Source organism: Ameyamaea chiangmaiensis (genome assembly GCF_013376175.1).
Taxonomy (GTDB): domain Bacteria; phylum Pseudomonadota; class Alphaproteobacteria; order Acetobacterales; family Acetobacteraceae; genus Ameyamaea; species Ameyamaea chiangmaiensis.
In genome coordinates this window covers 1-22,274 of sequence record NZ_JABXXR010000006.1, presented here as the reverse complement: position 1 = coordinate 22,274, position 22,274 = coordinate 1, and the positions used below count along the sequence as shown (strand labels likewise).

Here is a 22,274-nt window from a genome sequence, read left to right as displayed (position 1 = left end):
CATGACGAAACCCGTCCGCAAACGGGTCGGAACTTTCGGGGCGTGTCGGCGCTCCCATCCCGTCAGCTCGCGAAGTGAAAGAACCTATGCGTATCGCCCAGATCGCGCCCCTGCATGAAGCCGTTCCTCCCAAACTCTATGGTGGGACCGAACGCGTCGTCTCGTTCCTGACCGAGGAACTCGTGGCCATGGGACATGACGTCACGCTTTTTGCCAGCGGCGACAGCGTGACGTCTGCACGCCTGAATGCGTGCTGGCCGCGCGCCCTGCGTCTTGATCCCGCCATACGCGATCCCATCGCTCCGCACATGCTGATGATGGAACAGGTCGCCCGCGCCGCGCCTGATTTCGACGTGTTGCACTTTCATATGGACTACTGGCCGTTCACCTACTTCAGCCGCCAGCCCGTCCCGTTCGTGACCACGATGCACGGTCGGCTCGACCTGATGGAGCTTCAGCCTGTTTTCGACACCTTTCCCAAGGTGCCGCTAGTGTCGATTTCCAACAACCAGCGCGGCCCCCTGCCGCAGGCCAATTTCCTGGCGACGGTGCTGCATGGGCTGCCGGAAAAGCTGCTGACGCCGCAGGATGGCACACGCGATTATCTGGCTTTTCTGGGCCGGATCTGCCCGGAGAAGGGGGTCGACAAGGCCATCCGCATGGCGCGCGCCAAGGGTATTCCCCTGAAGATCGCCGCGAAGATCGACCGCGTTGACGCCGAATATTTCGAACGCGAGATCAAGCCGATGCTCGGCGAGGGGGTCGAATTGATCGGCGAAATCAACGATTCCCAGAAGCCTGCGTTCCTGTCCGGGGCCAAGGCCCTGCTGATGCCTATCGACTGGCCCGAACCGTTCGGCCTGGTTATGATCGAGGCTATGGCGTGTGGCACGCCCGTGGTGGCCTTCCGGCGCGGGTCGGTGCCCGAAGTGCTCGAAGACGGCCTGACGGGCTTCATCGTCGAGAACGAGCAGGAAGGTGCCGCGGCCCTGGACCGTATCGACACGCTCTCCAACGACCGGGTCCGACAGCGTTTCGAGGAGCGCTTTACCGCCCGTCGGATGGCCGAGGACTACCTGCGGGTGTTCGACCAGATCATCGCGACCGGCAACTCCGCGCCGGCCTGAAGCTCCCTCGGCAAGCGGGCCCGGTTTATCAGTCGGGCCCCATGCGCTAAGACGCGCCTTTCAGCCCAGCATGAGAGGCCCATATCATGAGCGACACACCGCCCGACCATCTCTCCGCCAGCCCGCGCAGCCCCTTCTTCAACGAAGCCGTGCTGGCGCGCGGCGTGGGCGTGCGCTTCAAAGGCGAAGAAAAGACGAACGTCGAGGAATACTGCATCAGCGAAGGTTGGGTGCGGCTGGCCGTGGGCAAGACGGTTGATCGCCACGGCAATCCGATGACCATAAAGCTTCAGGGGCCGGTCGAGGTCTGGTTCAAGGACCCAGCGGACAACGGCTGAGTCGCACAGGCAACATGCCTGCTCCACGGGCAGCGCGTTGGCCCACTGGTAAACGCGCTGTAACGTTTTCTTGATCGAACAGAGGAGTGTCGCATCATGAGTGCATCCGAAACGTCCGGCACGGACCGTTATACGGTCGTTATCGTGGGCGGAGGCGCGGCGGGGATCACCGTTGCGGCGCGTCTGCGCCATGCGCGACCTTCGCTGTCCATCGCCATCATCGATCCGGCCACCACCCATGCCTACCAGCCCGGCTGGACACTGGTCGGTGCCGGCGTGATGAAAATGCGTGAGACGCTGCGTCAGGAAGGCGGCCTCATCCCGCGCGGGGTGCGCTGGATCCGTGCGGCCGTGGCGTCGTTCGAGCCCGCCGACAACACCGTCACGCTGACCGATGGTCGCACCATCGCGTATCGTCGACTCGTCGTCTGCCCGGGCCTGCAACTCGACTGGGACAAGATCGAGGGACTGTCCGAGACCCTTGGCCGTAACGGCGTATGCAGCAATTATTCCCGCGACGCCGCCGAATACACCTGGGTCTGCATCCAGTCGCTCAGGGGCGGGACGGCATTGTTCACGCAGCCGCCGATGCCCATCAAGTGTGCCGGCGCACCCCAGAAGATCGTCTATCTCGCCTCTGATTACTGGCGCAAACAGGGCACGCTCGATCGCACCAACGTCGAATTCCGCATGGCTGGCGATGTTCTGTTCGGGGTCGGATACTTCGTGCCCTCGCTTCAGGACGCCATCGACTATTACGGCGTGCACGTCACCTACAAACAGAATCTGATCAAGGTCGACGGACCGGCGCGCAAGGCCACCTTCTCGGTCGTCAAGCCCGACGGGACGACCGACACCATCACGCGCGACTTCGACATGCTGCACGTTGTGCCACCCCAGAGCGCGCCCGATTTTATCAAGAAGAGCCCGCTCGCCAACCCGGCCGGCTGGGTCGACGTCGATCCGGCGACGCTGCGTCACGCCACATTTGACACCGTCTTCGGGCTGGGCGACGTCGTTGGAACATCCAACGCCAAGACCGCGGCCGCCGCCCGCGCGCAGGCGCCCGTCGTTGTCGAAAATCTTCTGGCCTCCCTCGATGGCAAGCCGATGGGCGGTGTCTATGACGGCTACGGCGCATGCCCGCTCACCGTGTCGTATGGGCGCGTGGTGCTGGCGGAATTCCTGTACGGCGGCAAGGTCGCGCCAAGCTTTCCCTACGACCAGCGCAAGCCGAGCAAATTCGCCTGGTTCCTCAAGACGAAGGTGTTCCCGAAGCTCTACTGGAACATGATGCTGACGGGACGCGACGTTGCCATACCGCACAAGACATCACGCGTAAAAAATTAGTACGGAACCCGGTCGGGTCGGAAACCCGACGGCCTGAAGCGACGTTGGAATGTTCCAGAAAAACAAGGAGCAACATCAATGTCGCGTCAAGTTCTGCCTCACTCCCGCGCCCTGCGTAACGGTGCTGCTCTTGCGCTTCTCCTGCTGGCCGGGGCCAGCCTGAGCGCATGCAACACGGTCCACGGTGCCGGTCAGGACGTGAGCGCGGTCGGTCACAACGTGTCCCGTGGCGCGAATGCCACCCAGAATGGCTTGGTAAACGCGACCGGCACCTCGCGTAACTGACGTCATACGCCGACATAAGAGCCGCGACTGGTGGAGAGCATCCGCGGGTCGCGGCTTTTTTGATCGGGAACGGCGGTGCCGCTGCGTATAGTGGCGTCAGGGGACCGGGCGTTCATCGTGACCTGACCACCCCTGTGTACGAGGGAGTGCACCGTCATGAAGCTGGCCACCATGCTGGCGGGCTTGCTCGGCGCTCTACTGACCGGCGTACTGCTGGCGCGGTTCGGTATGCACGCGGTCGCCGGGCTGGTGCTGTCGGCGGGCTGGGGTCTGGCCGGTGCCCTTGTGCTTCACGGCCTCCAGACCATCTTGTCCGCGCGTTCCTGGCAAATCATGACAGCCGACGCCGGCGCGACGTTGCGGCTGCGGGATTTCTTTCTGCTGCGGTGCGTGCGCGAGGGGGTCAATAATCTTCTGCCCGTCGCCCAGGTGGGGGGCGAGGTCGTCACAGGGCGCCTTCTCGCCCGGCGCGGTCCCGGCACCCGTCGCGCCGCCGCCGCCACGATCTGCGATCTGACGCTGGAATTGCTCAGCCAGCTGGCGCTCACCGCTTTGGGACTTCTGGTCCTGCTGATGCTCGTCCATCGGTCGCATACAACGGACCTGCTCCTTGAGAGCAGCATGACCGCCCTCATCGCCGGCGTCGTAATGGCGGCGCTCCAGTTTTGCGGCGCTTTGTCGATCGTCGAGGGGCTGCTGCTGCGCATCGGCGGTCATCTCGGCTGGACGGGCACCGAAGGGGTTCGCGGGCTGAACAGCGAAATCCTCTCGCTCTACAAACGCGGCAACAACGCCCCACGGGCCGGTTTCGCCCAGTTCTTGGGCTGGCTGCTGGGCACGTTCGAGGTGTGCGTCATCCTCGGCAGTATGGGCCATCCCGCGACGGTCAGCCAAGGGCTGGTGATCGAAAGCGTCGGGCAGGCGGCCAAATCCGTGGGCTTCGCCGTCCCCGGCGCACTCGGCGTGTCCGAAGGAGGCTACATCCTGATCTGCGGCCTGTTTGGCTTCCCGCCCCCCGTCGCCATTTCATTGTCGCTGGTCAAGCGACTGCGCGAACTGGCCTGGGGCCTGCCGTCCCTCGGGCTCTGGTCGTGGCTGGAGCATCACTGGTGCGCACCGGCGCAGCATGACGCGGTAAGCGTGCCGAGGCGCTGGTGGTCGTGGGGCGCCGGCGCGCGCGACGGTGTTCATGGTGGTGGCCCGGGCGCGGTTTGAGGCATCGACATGAAAGATTTTGCTCGCGGGCTTGCAAGCGGGGGCGGGATTGGGTCAAACCCATGACTCCTTCAAACGGCGCGACGCCGGGCCACACAGTGCAACCGGGTTCCTGATCCCGTGTCGCCGAGGATCAGGGATCTGAAGTTCTCAGCATGATTGCCGCATTGATCGGTCGCACCGTCTCCCTATGCGCGCGCCACGCGCTGGCCGTTACGGCCCTGTTCACCGTTCTCGTGGCCCTTGCGGTTGGCGTCACGGTCAAACGTCTCGACGTCACCACCGACACGGACAAGATGTTCTCGTCCGACCTGCCGTGGAAACGGCAGGCAGCGCAGATGGCGCATCTCTTTCCGCAAAACCAGGACCTGCTGGTCGCCGTCATCCGCGCCGATATCCCTGAAGAGGCCGAGGCGACGGCGCGCGCCCTGACCGCCGCCCTGTCGACCAACCATGTCGATTTCCGCACGGTCAGCGATCCGGACGCCAACCCCTTTCTCGCCCGCAACGGCCTGCTCTATCTCGACCGCAAGCCGCTGGGGCAGGTGCTGGACGACACGGTCAACGCGCAGGCGTTCCTCGGGACCCTGGCCGCCGATCCGTCCGCGCGGGGGTTGTTCGATGCGCTGTCGCTGGTCGCGCAGGGCGTGCAGGCGGGCCAGGACCTGTCCGGGTTTGCCGGGCCGCTGAACAATTTCGCCTCCGCACTGGGGAACGCGGCCGGGGGCAAGGCGGACTATCTTTCGTGGCAGCGCCTGCTTGCGGGCGACCTCGCCAATCTGGCCGGTCAGTACCAGTTCGTGCTGACTCAGCCGCGTCTGGACTATGGTTCGTTCCAGCCCGGAGGGGCCGCGACGGACGCCATGCGAAAGGCCATCGCGTCGCTTGAATTCGTCAGGAACGGACACGCGCAAGTGTTCGTCACCGGCGATGTGGAAATCTCGGACGAGGAATTCGCCACCGTTGCTCAGGGCATGGTCGCGGGGCTTGCCGGCTCGCTCGTGCTGGTCACGCTGTGGCTTGTGCTGGCTGTGCGTTCGTGGCGCGTCATCGTGCCCATCGTCGTGGTGCTCGTCTTCGGATTGACGCTGACAACCGGCTTCGCGGCCATTGCTGTCGGCACGCTCAATCTGATCTCCGTCGCCTTCGCGGTACTGTTCGTCGGGATCGCGGTCGATTTCGCCATTCAGTTCTGCGTCCGTTTCCGGGCGCAGCATTCCGACAATGGCGGTTCGCCCCACCTGACCGAAGCGCTCCTGCATACGGGGGCGGAGACCGGGCATCAGATCCTGGTCGCCGCCTGCGCGACAGCCGCCGGATTTCTGGCGTTTACCCCCACCGCCTTCATCGGTGTCGCCCAGCTGGGCCTGATCGCCGGTATCGGGATGCTAATCGCGTTCGTCTGCACCATCACGCTTCTGCCCGCACTCCTGCTTCTGATGCATCCGCGACTGGAGTATCGGTTCTCCGGCTTTGCCTTTGCCCAGCCCGCGGATCGCGCCGTGCGCCGCCATCGTCGTTTCATTCTGGGCACCTTTGCGGCCCTGGCCGTGCTAGGCGCGGCGCTTGTGCCCATGCTGCACTTCGACGCCGATCCGCTGCACACCAAGGACCCCCACACCGAAGGCATGCGGGCCATCCATCTCCTGACGCGCAATCCGCAGACCACCCCTTACAGCGCGGAACTGCTCGTCCCGTCTCTGGATCAGGCTCGCGACTACGCCAAACGGTTCGAGGCTCTTCCAAGCGTCGACAGCGTGATGTGGCTGGGTTCGTACGTCCCCGAGGACCAGCCGCAAAAGCTGGCCATGATTCAGGACGCGGCGTCGCTTCTGATGCCCGGCCTTACCGTCACTCAGCCCGCTCCGGCGCCCGATGCCGCCGCACTTCGCCAGTCGGCGAAAAAGGCCGCCGACGCGATCGCGAGTATTTCGTCCAAGCTGGCCGCCAACGATCCGCTACGCCGCATCCAGTCGGAACTGTCGACCCTCGCCACCCAGCCGGACGGCAGCTTGCTGCACGTAAACGACCTCCTGACGCGTTTCCTGCCGCAGGAGCTGGACCAGCTACGCACCGTGCTGGGCGCGGGCCCGGTCACGATCACGGACATCCCGCCTGACATCGCGCGCAACTACCTTCTGCCCGACGGCCGCGCCAGACTGGAAATCCGGCCCAAGAACGTGCTGGGTGCGGACGCGGCCATGTACACGTTCGTGGGTCAGATCCGATCGGTCGCGCCCGACGTCGGCGGCACGGTGGTGACCGTCATCGAGAGCGCGCACACCATGGTGCATGCGTTCACGGTGGCCGCGCTCTCAGCACTCGCGATGATAGGGATCATCCTACTGCTGGCCCTGCGACGCGTGGGTGACGTGCTTCTGGTGCTGGCGCCGCTGTTGCTGTCGGCGCTGATGACCGTCATCCTGATCATCGTGGTGCCCGAACCGCTGAACTTCGCCAACATCATCGCCCTGCCGCTTCTGCTGGGCGTCGGCGTATCGTTCAACGTCTATTTCGTCATGAACTGGCGTTCTGGCGTCCGGCGGCCCCTGTCATCGCCGACTGCACGCGCCGTCCTGTTTTCCGCACTCACCACGGGCACGGCGTTCGGATCCCTGGCGCTGTCGCACCATCCGGGCACGGCCAGCATGGGCCGGCTCCTGCTGCTGTCGCTGGGGTGCACGCTGCTGGCGACGCTGGTGTTCGTGCCGGCGTTGCTACCGGAACCGCCCACCAAGCGCGACTGACGCAGCCTGTCAGGTGTAGCCGATCCAGAACGCGAGCCCCCAGAAGATGGCGGCTCCCATAGCGACGGTAATGATCAGTACCGTCTGTGATGTCGGCATATGCAAAGGGCGGTGTGAAAGAGCGAGGCGCATGGTAGCCCCCTCCATTGTTCTTGTTTTTTGATCTCGTCCCAATCGCGTTGTTCGATTGCCGAGCACGGTGATTACACCATGTTCATCCCACACGAAGAACATCGGCGGCGCATGGCTTGCGACCGGCATCCGTGATTCATGCATGCGTGTAGGGTAACTACGGGTTCAGATCGCTCATTTCTACGCGATCAAGTCAGTGCCTTCTCCCTCAGTCGATGTCGTCCTTGTCGGATCCGACCTGTCCCAAATGCGTGGCGCCGCGCGATCTGGCCAACTGGACCTGACGTTCGCGCTCGGCATAGCGTGCGCGCTGCTCATTTGTGCGGGCCGCATGACAATGGGGACACGACTCGCCAGGACGATACAGGGGCGATTTCTGGTCTTCGTGGCTCAGCGGTGCGCGGCAGGCGTGGCAGACTGTATGCGTGCCCGGTTTCAGATCATGGGTAACCGCGACGCGCTGGTCAAAAACGAAACATTCGCCCTGCCAAAGGCTCTCCGACGCCGGTACCTTCTCGAAGTAGTTCAGTATCCCGCCGTGAAGATGAAAGACGTTTCCCACCCCTTCGGCACGAAGAAAGGCCGTGGCCTTTTCACACCGTATGCCGCCGGTGCAGAACATCGCGATCTTGGTGTCGGGCGTCGATAACAGGCGCTCCCGGTTGGCGCGAAACCAGTCGGGAAAATCACGAAAGCGCTGCGTGTGTGGGTCGATCGCCCCGGCGAAGCTGCCGATCGCCACTTCGTAGTCATTGCGGGTGTCGATCAGGATTGTTCCAGGCTCGCTGATCAGAGTGTTCCAGGCTTCGGGCTCGACAAGAATACCGCCTTCGCGGGCTGGGTCGAGGCCGGGCGCATCCATGCTGACAATTTCGCGCTTGATCCGTACCTTCATGCGCAGGAACGGTAATGCGGCAGCCCGAGCGTATTTAACCTCCAGCGTTGAACAGCCGGGAAGCGTGCGGATATGGCCTAGTACGGCCTCGATCGCGTCGTCGCTGCCCGCGATCGTGCCGTTGATCCCCTCGGGCGCGACGAGAAGGATTCCGCGCACACCATGCGCGCCGCACACCGCCTGCAGCGACGCGCGATAGCCATCGCAATCGTTGAAAGGGGCGAAACGATAGAGGGCCGCGATCCGGACTGGCAGGTCGGCGGTGTTGGACTCGGGTGCCTCGGAACAGGCGGGGATTGGGGATGATGGCGGCATGATGCCGGTCTAACGCCATCTGCCGTCGGTCGCCAGCCTGACCAGCGCTCTTGCGCTGGTCAGGCCTTGCGGGCGGGGCTCAGTGTGCCGCGGGCGCCGAGGCGGTGAGGTTTTCGAACGCCTCAGGATGCGTCGAGATGTCGATTCCACCCGCCGGTGCCGGATGGTGAATACCCTGGTACTGCAGGACATCGAACGTCATGGTCTGGTCAGGCGTCGGCAACAGACGATCGCTCCAGCCGCCACCTAGCGCCCGGATCAGTCCAACCTCGGCCTCGAAATAGCGTGCTTCGACCTGCACCTGCGAAATACGCGCGTCCAGCGCCGCTTCCTGCGCGATGATTGCATCCAGATAGGCCGACAGCCCACCCTTGTAGAGCGACATCGTCATCGACTGCATGTCGATCGCCGCCGCCGCCGCCTGCTTCAGGCGATCATTCTCGGCCCACAGCCGGGATTCACGTGAAATCCCGTCCTCGACTTCGCGGAATGCCGACAATACAGTGCCGCGATAGGTATCGCGCGTCTCGCGGTAGGCCGACCACGACGACTGCATCGCCGCGCGCCGCAAGCCACCCTCGAAGATCGGCATCGACGCGGACGCGCCATAGGACCACATGCTGTTGGCCAGATTGGCCAGATCGAATCCGTTGGCATCGAAACCGCCATTCGCGTTGAGCGAAATATGCGGATAGAACGCCGCCCGTGCCACGCCGATGGCGCGATTGGCCTGCGCCATCTCCCGCTCCGAGGCCGCGATATCGGGGCGGCGCTGCAGCAGCGTCGACGGGATCCCGGTCGGGATAGCGACGCGCGCCAGACCAATGGTATCGCGTGGGGCAATATGAAAGCTCTGCGGGGCGCTGTTGGTCAGGATCGCGATTGCGTGCTCCGTCACCTCGCGCTCGGCCTGAAGATCAAGTTCGGCAGCCTGTGTGACGTACAGTCTGTTCTGGGCACGATCGAGATCAAGCTTTGGCGCCGCCTGATTGGTCAACTGCGTGCGTGTCACATCCACCGCACGCTCGTAGTAAGCGATCGACTGGCGATAAATCGCATCCTGAGCGTCGTAACCACGCAGCATCACGTAGTCCGTCGCCAATTCGGCCTGCAGGCTCAGGCGCGCCGCCGCGTATTTCGCGGCCCGTTCCTGGGCTGCGTATTTGCTCATACGCACCTGGTTGCGGATCTGTGACCAGAAATCCGGCTCCCAGGACGCCAAGCCCCCATAGAACTCGTCCGTCTGTGTGATCGCACCCTTATAGCGGAACAGGCGGTCGGCGGACTGCTTGTTGTCGCTCGCACCAAAAGCCAGGCCGAAATGCGGCAGCAGATCAGCGCGCGCCTGCATCACCATCGCCCGCGCCTGTACGAAGCGCTCGGCCGCGGCCTGCAGATCCGCGTTCTGGGTCATGGCCCGGCTCTCGAGTGCATCGAGTTGCGGGTCACGCAGCAGCGTCCACCAGTCGGACGGCAATTGTGTATCGGCTGGGGTCGCGATCGAAAAGGCACCTTGGCCGTGCCAAGCGGCCGGTACGATAAACGTCGGAGTTTTGTAATCCGGCGCAAGATCGCAGGCCGACAAGGCGGCCAGCGACAGTATTGCGCAGCCGGGCAGTATTGCCCGGCGCAAGGAACGCATGCTCATCCCTCGATTTCCTCGCTCGACTCGTCATAACCCTTCACGGGTACGACGACGTGCACTTTCTGGCCTTCCAGAAGGTCGGCAGGAGGGTTGTTGATGATCCGGTCGCTGGCGGATATGCCAGACAGAACGTCTGTCTGGGTGTCTGCCATACGACCGATATCGATATTGCGATAATGAACAATGTTGTTGGCGTCTACTACGCCCACTTGCATGCCCTTTTCCTGAAACACCAAAGCAGCAGTTGGAATCTCGAAGACGCCCGCTAATGCGGGTGCCGTCATCGTGACAGAGCCGAACGTGCCGGGCCACAACTCATGCTTGTCGTTATCGATCGTGAACTCAGTCACGGCCGTACGGGTGTTCGGGTCATATCCCTTGGCAATCGTCAGGAAGTCCGCCTTGAAGGTGCGTCCCGGAAATTGTGGAACGCTAACTTCGGCAGTCATTCCGGGCTTCAAGATGTAAGAGAAGGTCTCGGGAACCGACACAAACAAGCGCATCTTGTGCATGTCCGAGACGGTAAACAGCTGGCTCGCATCGCCGTTACTGCCATGTTCACCCGCACCACTGCTGACGTAGTCGCCGACGTTAATATTTCTGGATGTCACGACTCCGTCGAACGGGGCCACAATAGTTTTGAAGCGTTCGAGAGCGTCAAATCGGTCAACGTTATGCTGGGCCGCTTCCATTGCGGCCCGGCTGGCTTTTTCGTTGGCCTCGGCTACCGAAACCGACTGCCCGGAAACAGCCTGTGATTTGCTCATGGCGCGCCAACGGTCCGCACTGATCACGGCCAAGTTGTACTTCGCCACTGTGGCGGCTAAATCAGCCTTGGCCTGTGCATATTGCGCGTCAAGGCCAGGTGCATTGATCTCGGCCAAGACATCCCCGGCGTGCACGTCAGCACCATAGTCCTTGTACCACATCTTCACATAGCCCGAGGCCTGCGGGTAGATCGGCGCCTGGTACCAGGCATCGAGGTTGCCAGGTAGCGTGAGACTTACGACGTTTGGCGCAGGCTTCGCCTGAATGACGGCGACATCTGGAATGGCATTGGCGGTCGTCTCGGCCCGAAGTTGCCCCACCGCGTGGACGCGCGTGACAACTTGGTAGCCGATAAGGACTGCACAGGCACAAACTCCCACCGTCAGGGCGGTGTTGCGTGACAGGGAAGCCATCAGACGGTCTCCTTCCGGCTCGACGACCGGTTATAGATGATCGCGTAAACGCAGGGAACGAAGAGAAGTGTGGAGACTGTTGCAACCAACAGGCCACCGATCACCGCTTTGCCCAGAGGGGCATTTTGAGAGTTGCTGATCGACATTGGGACCATGCCAACGATCATCGCAGCGGCTGTCATCAGCACGGGACGGATGCGCCCGTAACCTGCCTCGAGTGCCGCCTTCAGAGCATCGCCGTGAATTTCCAGTCGCTCACGCGCATAAGAAACCACGAGGATGGAGTTTGCTGTTGCAGTGCCCATGCACATGATCGCACCGGTCAGAGCTGGAACCGAAAGATGCGTGTGCGTCAGGAACAGGCTCCAGGCAATACCGGCCAGGGCGCCGGGAAGAGCCGAAATGATGATGAACGGATCCAGCCAGGATTGAAAGTTCACGACGATCAGGAGGTAAATCAGCGCGATCGACACAACCAGGCCGCCGATCAGCTGAACATAGGCGCTGCGCATCGTTGGGGCTTGGCCCTCGATATCAACAGCTGCCCCGCGCGGGACGTCAGAGGCAGTTGCTGCGATCACTTTCTTCACGCCGGCCAGCACTGTGCCAAGATCCGTCCCTTCCGCCGAAACATAGACGTCGAACGCGGGCATCGAGTTATAATGGGAGACCTGTCCGGGCGTGCCTTTTGCTGTAATGGTGCTGATTGCACCGAGCAGTTGCATATCTTTGCCACTTGGGTCGCCGTCACCTTTGTCAACTGGAATGGCCAGTAGATTATTGAGGTGCGTCAACTGGTTCTGGGGGACATAGGTGTTCAGCAGAAACGTCACACCCCATGCCGGATCGTACCAATACTGCGGATCGACTGTGGAACTGCCGGACAGGGTCATCAACTCGTTATCGGCCAAATTGGCAGCGCTGACGCCCATGCCTTGGCTGAATGTTCTGTTTCCGTTTACGAACAGCGTTGGAGTTTTCATCGTCTGCTGCAACGTGACGTCGGCCGCCCCTGGGACGAGCTTCAGCTTGTTAACCAGTTCAATGGCATAGGCATAGCTCTTGTTGAGTTCCGGACCACCGATCTTGATGTCGATCGGTGACGGAGAACCGAAGTTCAGAATACGTGCTGTCAGATCAGCCGGCTGGAACGTGAACGCGGTGCCCGGGAAGCTTTCAGACAAGCCCTTACGGAGAATTTTGCGATAATCCCAGACAGGTGACTCCTCGCTGGTCAAGGAGATCGTCAGATCGCAGTCTTGCGTGCCGATGGTTGGTGTCGGAATAAATGCCTGGTTGTGCGGACCTTCGGGAAGGCCGCAGTTGCTGACTACGTCGTCAACTTTTCCGGGCAGAAGCTGATGAATCCGATCGCTCACAAGGGTTGCGATACGACCAGCCACCTCGATACGTGTTCCGAGAGGCGCTCGGAAATGCATCTGCAATTGGCCTGACTTGATCTCAGGAAAGAAGTCTCGGCCGGATACGGCGAAGAGGCCGAGCGACAGCACGGACAGCCCCAGGAATACGGACGCGAAGCGGATACGGTTATCGATGGCTCGCTGCAGGAAGCGACCATAACCTTCTCGGAAGTGCGTGAAACGATGTTCAAAGCCGCGTTGGAAGCGGGCGAATACATTGCCGCCCTTCAACTCGTCGTTGTGTGTGTCGTGCCCATGTCCGCCATGTGTCTGACCGGCGAGCAGGAACTTCGCCATGGTAGGGACTAGGGTTCGTGAAAGAATGAACGACGCGATCATGGCGAAGATAATGGCTTCCGCCATGGGCATGAACAGCCAGCCGGCAACACCGCCAAGCTCGAACAGTGGCAACCACACGATACAGATACAGGTAGTCGACACAAATGTTGCAATAACGATCTGGTTGGCTGCGTCGATGATCGCGACCTCCAGTTCCTTGCCCATCTCCAGATGTGTGTCGATATTTTCGATCATGACGGTCGCATCATCGACCAGAATACCGACGGCCAGTGCTAGACCGCCAAGCGTCATGACGTTGATCGTTTGACCGGCCCAGCCCAGCCCGATGACGGCACAGAGAATGGCGAGGGGGATCGACGTCGCAATAATAAGAGTCGAGCGCCAGGAACCCAGGAACAGCAACACCACGAGGCCGGTCAGGAAGGCGGCCGTGACCATTTCGCGAAGCACGTCTTTGATCGAGTCTTTCACGAAGCCGGAGGCGTCGTTCAGGACCGAGATATGCGCGCTGGGAGGAATGACCTGCTTCAGGCGGGGCATGAGAGCCTTCACCCCTGAGACAACATCCAGAGTTGAGGCTTCACCGCTTTTCATGACCACCATGATGACGGCTTGGCGTCCCTTGACGAGCACCAGGTTTGTCTGAGGATGTCCGCCACGATACACATGCCCGAGGTCATGCATGTAGACCACCGAGTTGCCTACGCGCTTGATCGGAATGTTGTTCAGTTCTTCCATGGTGCGTGGTTGCGAGTTCGTCTGCACCATCCAGTCCGTCGGACCGATTTTCTGGTCACCCGCCGGGCGCACGATGTTCTGAGAGTCAAGAACGTTCTGAACGTCCATAGTCGACAGATGGTGCGCCTGCAGCTGAGTTTGATCGAGCGCGAACATCACGAACGCGTCCATACCACCATAAGGATGAGGCACGATCGCTCCCGGTACCGTAACCAGCAGCGTTCTGACGCGAATCTGGGCAAGCTTGAAGAGGTCGGACGGAGTCATTGTATCCGACGTGAGCTTGAGTGTGATGACCGGAACGGAAGATGCCTCGAGCTTCATGATCATCGGCGCCGGAATTTTCACCGGGAGCTGCATCAAAACCGTTTGTGAAATAGCCGTCACGTCAGCTTCGGCCGAGCCGATATCCGTGCCCGGCTGGAAGAAGATTTTGACGATCCCGCGACCGTAATAGGAATCGGACTCCATATGTTCGATTCCCTCGACTGTCGAGGTAACGCCCTGCTCGTAGTTGTACATGATACGGCCGGCGAATTCATCGGGCAGAAGGCCACCGTATGTCCAGACGACCGCAATGGCGGGGATCTTGATGTTAGGAAAGACGTCTGTTGGCGTCTTGATTGCTGACATTACGCCAAACAAGACGATCAGAATCGAGAGGACGACGAAGGTGTACGGGCGCTTCAGCGCCGTGACGACAATGGCGTTCATGGCGGCTGATGCCCCATTCGTTGCGTGATATCGCGCATGCTCTGGTCTCTGTCTGTCCGTGTTCAGAAGGCGTACTGACGGGTTTAGGTCAGCAGACATAAAAATACATAAAAGAGACATAAAACAAGAGGGCGCACACGACATCCGGCCCGCAGAGGCGAGAATGACTATTTCTTAATAGAGCGCGCGCGGCATCTCCTGTTGTTTGCGGGAAAGAATGAATTTTTCTTTAGAGTTTGCATCACTGTTCGCACCGGAGCGCGAATTTCAGCGATTATCAGGTGGCTTCGACACTCAGGACTTGCCACGAACATCTATGATAGCCAGAGAAAAAAACATATAACGACACGTCAGGAGCAGTGGAGGCAACTCTCTATCGTCGCGCGATAAGCGTGACGGATGCGCCGGTGGACGCCGCCCCCGTGCCGGCCGCAAGGCTCAGAAGGGCAGTATGGCGTCCAGAACCTGCTGCCCGTAGCGTGGTGTCTGGATCTGGGTCAGTTGCCCGCGTCCGCCATAGGATATGCGCGCCTCGGCCATCCTGTCGTGGGAGATGGTGTTGTCCGCCGTTATATCCTGCGGCCGAACGATCCCACTGACGGTCAGTTCGCGCAATTCCGAATTGACGCGGACTTCCTGTTTTGCAATCACAACGAAGTTGCCGTTGGGCAACACCTGCGTGATTGTGCCTGCCAGACTGAGGGTGATCGCCTCGTTACGTGTGATCTGCCCGGTGGCGGTGTTGCCGTCATTGCTGGTCGTGGACAGTGAGTTCGCGCCTGTCAGGTGGCTGACGATTTTTTGCTTGATCCCAAAGAGATTGGGAATGCCCATGCTCTGGCTGTTGGCACGCGACGCCGTGGTATCGTTAACCACAGTGGCATTGTCGCTGATTTCGACCAGAATCGTAATCAGATCCCCGACCTGGGCCGCACGCTGGTCCTTGAAGAATGCGCGGCTGCCGGGTCGCCACAGACTGGCCAGTTCGCTCGGCGGCGGCTGCAAGGGCGGCATCGGCATGGTAATCGGCCGATAATTGGGGGACAGGGTCGGATCCTGCACCTGCGTCATGCGGGGCGGCCGTCCAATCTCGGACAGTGTTCCCAACGTTCCGCATCCTGCCAGTAGGACAGGCAGCAGCAAGAGCGGCAGGCCCCACGTGTGGCGCAGGCGTGGCCCTGACCGGTCAGAGTTGAGCATGATGGTTCGCCACGGTGAAGGCCCCGCGATCGTTCATCGGGGTTGGTATAGACCCCGGCTGGATTTCCACCTGTCCCCGATCGATGACCGTCCCCAGCATCATGACGTGAGAGCCCGGATTGGCCACGTGGATCGGATCGCCGGTACCGGCGTCTTCCAGGGCGACCCCGGACGCCGTGATCCGAAGATTGTCGGCCGTATAAATCAGTATCACGGGGGCACCCTTATGGATCACGTGGGGACGCTCCATAGATGTCCGTGTGAGGGGCTGTCCGGCCGCGATCGGACGCCGTGCGATCATCCCGTCCATGTCGCCAGGTGCAAGCACCGCGTCTTTGGGCAGATCGCGCGACAGGCAGTCCGCCATCACGACATTATCGGGTGTGATGGCATCTCCGCTCTGAACGGCATGGCGAAGTTCCACGGCCCGTGCGGGGATATCGATGGTGCCGGTCAACCGCAGCACGATCGGTGTCGTGTCGCCGGGAAACTCAAGCGTCGCCTGAAAGCGGCTGCCACCCAGGCCGGACACGTCCAGCGACCGGACCGTCGGCGGACCCGTGAATCCTATCGGCACGAGCGTGTCGGGAAAGGGTGCCACCATGACGCGGGCGCTGTCCGGTGTGCCCCGGTCATGGAGAACGCCTGCCATGACGGTTGCCATGTCCTCCCGCGTGACCAGGCGACTGGCCCGCGTGACGACCGCGTGTGCCAGATGGCCGTCGTTTGACCAATCGATCCCATATTGCGCGGCGATGGCTTGTAACTGGGCGGCTCCGATATCGAAGCTCCCCCCCAGCGGGGGGGCATCGCCCAGATCCGCGTCGTTCGTCGGCGGCACGTCGGAAAACAGATCGGACAGATGAACCCGGGTTCCGTCGACGCTGATCCGTGGTCGGACAGTCGCCGCGCGAGCGTCGTGACACAGAGAGACCCCGAACAGAAGAGTGGCGGCCACTGGCAGAACAATGGAACGGATCGACCGCATCTGGAGGGCGTTACTGCAGGTTCGTCAGGGTCTGCATCATCTGGTCCGATGCGGTAATGACCTTGCTGTTCATTTCGTAAGCGCGCTGCGCCGTGATCAGGTCCGTGATCTCGGTGACCACGTTGACGTTCGACGTCTCAATGTAACCCTGCTGCACGTTGCCATAACCAATGGTATTGGGATTGCCGGTTATCGGATTGCCCGATGCCTCAGTCTGGGTGAACAGGTTCTGTCCCATCGCGGCGAGACCGTTGGGATTGGGAAAGTCGGCGAGCTGGATCTGGCCGAGAATCTGCGGTGTCGTCTGGCCCACGATCGTGGCCTCGATCTGGCCGGAGTTGTCGACGGATATGGACTGCGCATTGTTGGGGACGGTGATCGGCGGCGACAGGGGATAGCCGTCCGATGTCACGATTTCACCGGAATTCGACAGGGAAAATGTCCCGTCCCGCGTATAGGCGGTTTCGCCGGAGGGCAGGCTGATCTGAAAATAGCCTGTTCCCTGAATGGCGAAATCGAGGCTGTTACTGGTCTGTTCGAGATTGCCCTGTTCATTGATCGCGTAAATCGCTGCGGTCTTCACCCCCAGACCCACCTGCGCACCGGAGGGAACAATGGTGCCGGTATCCGAACTTGTCGTGCCGACACGGCGCAGATCCTGATAGATCAGGTCCTGAAACTCCGCCCGGCGCCGCTTGTAGCCGGTTGTGGTCATGTTCGCGATGTTATTGGAAATGGTTTCGACGTTGGTCTGCTGGGCCTGCATGCCCGTGCCGGCGATATCGAGTGAACGCATCTGTCTTTTCCTTGAGGCTGGGGCGGTCAGGACATGACCTGTGCGATCTTGTCGATCGCGTTCTGCTGACGCTTTCCCTCGTCCTCGACGAAGCGCATGACGGCGGTGTAGTCACGCTGGATCTGAAGCATATGCGTCATCTCGGCCATGGCCTGGACGGTGCTGCCCTCGACCATCCCCTGGACGATTTTCGGCGTGGTGCTCTGCCGCGTGCCGGACCGGCTTTTGAACAGCCGGTTGCCCTGCGCCAGAAGCTGGTTCGTATCGTCCGCCTCGACCACACCGATATAGGCGGCAACCCCGCTCTCGGTCGTCAGGGTGCCGTCCGCGCTGATGGTCACGCTCTTGTCGGTCGGTTGCAGACGCACCGGTTGACCCAGCCGGTCCAGAAGCGCGTTACCGCTCTCGTCGGCGATCGTGCCATCGGACAGGCGTTGAAAGCGCCCGGCGCGCGTCAGGCGCACCCCGTCGGTGGTCTGGACGGAGAAATAGCCCGAGCCGCCGAGGGCCAGGTCCAGCGGGTTGCCGGTCGCCTGCATCGGGCCCTGGCTCTGGTCGCGATATGTCGCGAGATCCTGCGTGAACTGATAGGTCGATCCGCCCTGCGGCGTCGTGGCGCTGTCCTGCCGGACCAGATAGTCGGAAAACAGCCCGTGTTCGGCCTTGTATCCGCTGGTCGATGCGTTGGCGATATTGGTCGCGACCATCGACAGGGCGCGGTCGGCGGTATCGAGGCGCGATAGGGCGATATAGGTCGGATTGTCCACGGGGCGAATATCCCTTGTTCGTCTCCGCATCATGCCGACAAAAGGATTAACAATTTCCTTCCTGAGTGCGCGGCGAGCGAAACACTGAAGAGGAATTGACCCATCCGTCGCTTGCAATGTCCGCCGTGCTTCGCACACTACGGACGCCCTTCCATCCGGGGTCCAGAACAAGAAAAAAAAGGAAATGGGCTGATGGCCAAAATCAAGGTCGCCGAACCTGTGGTCGAACTCGACGGCGACGAGATGACCCGCGTGATCTGGGGTTTCATCCGCGACAGGCTGATTCTTCCCTATCTCGATATCGATCTGAGATACTACGATCTCGGCATCGAAAGCCGCGACCGGACGGACGATCACGTGACCGTCGAGGCGGCCGAGGCGATCCGCACGTACGGCGTGGGCGTGAAATGCGCCACCATCACGCCGGATGAGGACCGGGTGAAGGAGTTCGACCTGAAGAAGATGTGGCGCTCCCCCAACGGGACAATTCGCAACATCCTCGACGGCACCATTTTTCGCGAGCCGATCATCTGCAACAACGTGCCACGTCTGGTGCCGCACTGGAGCCAGCCGATCGTCATTGGCCGCCATGCCTACGGCGATATCTACCGCGCAGTCGAGACCCGTATTCCGGGACCGGGCGCGCTGAGCATGACCTTTACGCCGCAGGACGGCTCCGCGCCGATCGAACTGGCCGTGCACGACTTCAAGGGAGAAGGCGTGGCGCTGGGGATGCACAACACCCGCGCGTCGATCGAGGGATTCGCCCGTGCGTCGTTCGCCTACGGCCGGGATCGCGGTTTTCCGGTCTATCTTTCGACCAAGAACACCATCCTCAAGGCCTATGATGGTATGTTCAAGGACGTCTTCCAGTCGATCTTCGATGCCGAGTTCAAGGCCGATTTCGACCGCCTCGGACTGACGTACGAACACCGGCTGATCGACGACATGGTGGCCTGCGCGCTGAAATGGCGTGGCGGCTATGTCTGGGCGTGCAAGAACTACGACGGCGACGTGCAGAGCGATATCGTCGCGCAGGGCTTCGGCAGCCTCGGCCTGATGACCTCCGTGCTGCTCGACCCCACCGGATCTGTCGTGGAGTCGGAGGCGGCGCACGGCACGGTCACGCGTCATTACCGCGAACATCTGAAGGGGCGCGCGACCAGCACGAATCCGATCGCCTCGATCTTCGCCTGGACGCGGGGACTGGCCTATCGGGGTCGGTTCGACAACACGCCCGATGTCACGCATTTCGCCCAGACACTGGAAAGCGTCTGTATCGAGGCTGTCGAGGATGGTCAGATGACGCGCGACCTTGCGACTCTGGTGGGTGAAGGGACCCCCTGGATGACCACGGAGGCCTTCCTCGCCGCACTCGATGAGCGTCTGACCAGGCAGATGGCGGCGGCCTAAGGCAGAACCGGGTTTGAGTGGATACGTTCAAATATTTGAAAAGAATTGATAAATAATGAACGGGAGCCATTCCGCCGGACCAGGGTTCGGTGGAATGGCTCCGGGCCTCAGTCAGGCCCGTCGTCGCGGCGATACGGCGACAGCGTGCCCAGCTCGGCCATCTCCGCGCGCACCGCCGGGGTTTCGTGGTCCAGATACTCGGCGACGGCGGCGCGCAGGCCCGGATGCGCGATCCAATGGGCGGAGGCGGTTTCGACCGGCACGTAGCCGCGCTGGATCTTATGCTCGCCCTGCGCGCCTGCCTCCACCCGCGCCAGACCGTGTTCGATCGCGAACTCGATCGCGCGGTAATAACACAACTCGAAATGCAGGAAGGGCCAGTCCCCTTCGCAGCCCCAGTTGCGGCCGTAGAGCGTGTCACGCCCCATCAGGTTCAGGGCCCCGGCCACCGGCGTGCCTTCATGCTCGGCGATCATCAGGACGACACGGTCGCCCAGACGTTCGGACAGCAACGGAAAGAATGCAGGCGTCAGATAGGCGCTGCCCCATTTGCGATCGATCGTCGCGCAGTAGAACCGGTAGAAGGCCTTCCAGTGGTCGGACGTGATGGCAGACCCTTGCAGGGTGCGGAACATCAGCCCGGCGGTCTGCGCGTCCCGCCGCTCGCGGCGCACGGACTTGCGCTTGCGCGACGCGAGCGCCCCCAGAAAGTCGTCGAAGGTGGCATACCCCTGGTTGTGCCAGTGAAACTGAATCCCAGAGCGCGCAAGCCAGCCGGCATCGGCCAGCTGTTCGCGCTCCTGCAGTGTGCAGAAAGTGACGTGGACCGAGGACAGGTCGAGTTCGGCGCAGGCCTGCTGCAAGGCCCCCGCCAGTGCCCGGGTGATCTCGGGCGCGGATTCGGCAAGATCGGGACGAATCATCAACCGCCGGCCCGGTACGGGCGCGAACGGCACGGCACCCTGCATCTTCGGGTAGTACGCGCCGCCCGCCTGCTGGAATGCCCGCGCCCATGCCTGATCGAAGACGTATTCGCCCCAGGAATGCGACTTGAGATAGAGCGGCACGACCGCGGCGGTCCGGCCGTCAGGCGCGATCAGACGCGCATGGCGCGGCAGCCAGCCGGTGCGCGCCGACGCCGATCCGCTGTCTTCGAGACATCCCAGATAGGCATGGCTGACGAAGGGGTTGTCGTCACCGGCGCAGGCATCCCATGCGTCGGCGGGAATATCGGCAATAGAGGGGTGAAGGGCGAGAGACCAGTCGGACATGGGTCAGATATGTCTCTCGCCTTGCCGCATGGTAAGGGGTGCCGTCGAGAGGTTCAGCCGATTTCGAACAGGCCCTCGACCTCGACCGCGGCATCCAGCGGCAGGGACGGCACGCCGATGGTCGAGCGTGCGTGCTTGCCGGCGTCACCGAACACTGCCACGGCCAGATCGGACGCCCCGTTCATCACGGCGGCATGCGTGGTGAAGTCGGGCGTGCAGGCGATGAAGCCGCCCAGCCGTACGACGCGCCGCACGCGCGACAGGTCGCCGATCGCGGCCTGAAGCTGTGCCAGCACGTTGATCATGCAGGCGCGTGCCGCCTCGACCCCGCGTTCGGTCGATACAGCGCCGCCAAGCTTGCCTGTGGCGAGAAGCTTGCCGTCCACCAGGGGTAACTGGCCGGACACCACCAGAGTGGACCCTGTCTGCACGGCGGCAACATAGTTGGCGACCGGCACGGCGGCCGTCGGCAGCGTGATGCCGAGGGCGGCAAGGCGGTCGGTGGGTGTGGTCTGGGTCATCGATAAGATCCTGTATGGTCAGCTGACGAGACGTAGCCGGGCGCGTCGGCCCCCGGACGGTGGGTGATCCGGCGTGGCCTCGGGCAGTTCGAGCGGCAGCATCGGAACGCCTTCGGGTGCCTCATCGCGATGGGGCGCGTCCGGCAGACGCTTGCCTAGATAGGCATCGGACAGGGCCCGAAACGCGTAGTCAAGGAGCGACGTGGCATAGGAGGCGACCGGATCGCCTTCCACCGTGCCCCCGGGGCCGAAGCGCGTATAGGCGAACGCGTCCACATAGGCATCAAGCGGCGCGCCGTATTGCAGGCCGATGCTGACTGACTGGCTGAAACAGTCCATCAGTCCGCGGACCATGGGGCTTTCCCGGGCCGGGGTCAGGCTAACTTCGCCGAGTGTCCCGTCTTCGTACTCCCCGGTGCGCAGGAACAGCTTGTGCCCCCCGACACTTGCTTTCTGGCTGAAACCGCCATGACGGGCGGGTAGCGGACGGTGCGCACCGCGCTCGTTGGACAGCCTCGCGCGCATTGGCAGCGACAGGGGCTCCGGGCGCGCCGGCAGGCGATCGACGAAGCCGGCCAGAGCCCGGTGCATCGCCAGATGAGCGTCAGGCCCAGGCAGCGGCAGCACCGGCTCGCCCGCCAGACTGAGCGCCAGGGCGGCTTCCGGCGTCAGACCGCGCGCGGCCAGACGGGCACGCGTGCTCAGCGCCAGATGGCCATCCGCGCTCAAGGGCGAGAACGCCGGCGCAAGACCGCAGGTCTCCACCCCCAGCAGGCCATCCACCGGGCCCGGCGTCGAAAACCCGGTCTCGATGCGCGACAGGGGGGCGTCGGTCAGGACCGCGGCCTCACTCCAGATGGCACGGGCCACGGCGGCCAGCCCGGGCACGACCGAGCGCTGCGGGGGCAGCGGCAC

19 protein-coding genes are annotated in these 22,274 nt (G+C 62.3%); 7 read left to right on the top strand and 12 right to left on the bottom strand.

The genetic code is table 11. From position 1 onward, the window contains the following. Positions 1 to 86: 86 nt before the first annotated feature. The 6 genes from HUK82_RS01740 to HUK82_RS01715 all read left to right on the top strand — a co-directional run bounded on the left by HUK82_RS01740 (position 87) and on the right by HUK82_RS01715 (position 7,062). Positions 87 to 1,127 (top strand): glycosyltransferase family 4 protein, encoded by a 1,041-nt coding sequence (locus HUK82_RS01740; RefSeq protein WP_176612308.1) that lies wholly within the window; start codon positions 87 to 89, stop codon positions 1,125 to 1,127. An 86-nt stretch (positions 1,128 to 1,213) separates the two neighbouring features. Next, complete coding sequence (locus tag HUK82_RS01735; protein ID WP_176612307.1) at positions 1,214 to 1,465, top strand: DUF3297 family protein; 252 nt, start codon at positions 1,214 to 1,216, stop codon at positions 1,463 to 1,465. Between the two features lie 96 nt (positions 1,466 to 1,561). Further along, positions 1,562 to 2,815 carry an NAD(P)/FAD-dependent oxidoreductase gene (locus HUK82_RS01730; RefSeq protein ID WP_176612306.1) on the top strand — a complete coding sequence of 418 codons (1,254 nt, stop codon included), beginning with the start codon at positions 1,562 to 1,564 and terminating at the stop codon, positions 2,813 to 2,815. Between the two features lie 78 nt (positions 2,816 to 2,893). Continuing rightward, on the top strand, positions 2,894 to 3,100 hold the full coding sequence (locus tag HUK82_RS01725) for an entericidin A/B family lipoprotein (protein ID WP_176612305.1): 207 nt from the start codon (positions 2,894 to 2,896) through the stop codon (positions 3,098 to 3,100). 156 nt (positions 3,101 to 3,256) lie between these two features. Beyond that, complete coding sequence (locus tag HUK82_RS01720) at positions 3,257 to 4,315, top strand: flippase-like domain-containing protein (RefSeq protein ID WP_176612304.1); 1,059 nt, start codon at positions 3,257 to 3,259, stop codon at positions 4,313 to 4,315. Positions 4,316 to 4,470: 155 nt separating this feature from the next. Then, positions 4,471 to 7,062: an MMPL family transporter gene (locus HUK82_RS01715; RefSeq protein WP_176612303.1), complete on the top strand. Its 2,592-nt coding sequence runs from the start codon at positions 4,471 to 4,473 to the stop codon at positions 7,060 to 7,062. A gap of 9 nt (positions 7,063 to 7,071) precedes the next feature. On the opposite strand, the gene HUK82_RS01710 is transcribed toward HUK82_RS01715, so the two are convergent. From HUK82_RS01710 to flgF, 9 genes are all read right to left on the bottom strand, one after another. Further along, positions 7,072 to 7,323 carry a hypothetical protein gene (locus HUK82_RS01710; RefSeq protein ID WP_176612302.1) on the bottom strand — a complete coding sequence of 84 codons (252 nt, stop codon included), beginning with the start codon at positions 7,321 to 7,323 and terminating at the stop codon, positions 7,072 to 7,074. A gap of 79 nt (positions 7,324 to 7,402) precedes the next feature. Beyond that, positions 7,403 to 8,404 (bottom strand): oxygen-dependent tRNA uridine(34) hydroxylase TrhO, encoded by a 1,002-nt coding sequence (gene trhO, locus HUK82_RS01705; protein ID WP_176612301.1) that lies wholly within the window; start codon positions 8,402 to 8,404, stop codon positions 7,403 to 7,405. 79 nt (positions 8,405 to 8,483) lie between these two features. Then, positions 8,484 to 10,052, bottom strand: coding sequence for an efflux transporter outer membrane subunit (locus HUK82_RS01700; RefSeq protein ID WP_176612300.1), 1,569 nt, complete (start codon positions 10,050 to 10,052; stop codon positions 8,484 to 8,486). After that, positions 10,049 to 11,230, bottom strand: a complete 1,182-nt coding sequence (locus HUK82_RS01695) for an efflux RND transporter periplasmic adaptor subunit (protein WP_176612299.1) — start codon at positions 11,228 to 11,230, stop codon at positions 10,049 to 10,051. The genes HUK82_RS01700 and HUK82_RS01695 overlap by 4 nt, the downstream gene beginning before the upstream one ends. Beyond that, positions 11,230 to 14,403: an efflux RND transporter permease subunit gene (locus HUK82_RS01690; RefSeq protein WP_176612298.1), complete on the bottom strand. Its 3,174-nt coding sequence runs from the start codon at positions 14,401 to 14,403 to the stop codon at positions 11,230 to 11,232. The genes HUK82_RS01695 and HUK82_RS01690 overlap by 1 nt, the downstream gene beginning before the upstream one ends. Before the next feature lie 438 nt (positions 14,404 to 14,841). Beyond that, positions 14,842 to 15,603, bottom strand: coding sequence for a flagellar basal body L-ring protein FlgH (flgH, locus tag HUK82_RS01685; RefSeq protein WP_176612297.1), 762 nt, complete (start codon positions 15,601 to 15,603; stop codon positions 14,842 to 14,844). Further along, positions 15,590 to 16,591, bottom strand: a complete 1,002-nt coding sequence (flgA, locus tag HUK82_RS01680) for a flagellar basal body P-ring formation chaperone FlgA (protein ID WP_176612296.1) — start codon at positions 16,589 to 16,591, stop codon at positions 15,590 to 15,592. Before flgA ends, flgH begins: the two co-directional genes overlap by 14 nt. Before the next feature lie 10 nt (positions 16,592 to 16,601). Then, positions 16,602 to 17,387 carry a flagellar basal-body rod protein FlgG gene (flgG, locus tag HUK82_RS01675; RefSeq protein ID WP_176612295.1) on the bottom strand — a complete coding sequence of 262 codons (786 nt, stop codon included), beginning with the start codon at positions 17,385 to 17,387 and terminating at the stop codon, positions 16,602 to 16,604. A gap of 26 nt (positions 17,388 to 17,413) precedes the next feature. Then, on the bottom strand, positions 17,414 to 18,154 hold the full coding sequence (gene flgF / locus HUK82_RS01670) for a flagellar basal-body rod protein FlgF (protein WP_176612294.1): 741 nt from the start codon (positions 18,152 to 18,154) through the stop codon (positions 17,414 to 17,416). A gap of 192 nt (positions 18,155 to 18,346) precedes the next feature. On the opposite strand from flgF, the gene HUK82_RS01665 reads away from it, so the two are divergent. Then, entirely contained in the window at positions 18,347 to 19,567 is a 1,221-nt protein-coding gene (locus HUK82_RS01665; protein ID WP_176612293.1) for an NADP-dependent isocitrate dehydrogenase, read from the top strand. 107 nt (positions 19,568 to 19,674) lie between these two features. Here HUK82_RS01665 and HUK82_RS01660 read toward each other — a convergent pair whose 3' ends face one another. The 3 genes from HUK82_RS01660 to HUK82_RS01650 form a co-directional block, all read right to left on the bottom strand. After that, complete coding sequence (locus HUK82_RS01660) at positions 19,675 to 20,838, bottom strand: GNAT family N-acetyltransferase (RefSeq protein ID WP_176612292.1); 1,164 nt, start codon at positions 20,836 to 20,838, stop codon at positions 19,675 to 19,677. Between the two features lie 53 nt (positions 20,839 to 20,891). Beyond that, a complete protein-coding gene (locus tag HUK82_RS01655) occupies positions 20,892 to 21,359 on the bottom strand; it encodes a RidA family protein (RefSeq protein WP_176612291.1) in 468 nt (155 codons plus the stop codon). A gap of 18 nt (positions 21,360 to 21,377) precedes the next feature. Then, positions 21,378 to 22,274, bottom strand: an 897-nt coding sequence (locus HUK82_RS01650; protein ID WP_456304191.1) for a TSCPD domain-containing protein, incomplete at its 5' end; no start/stop codon positions are given.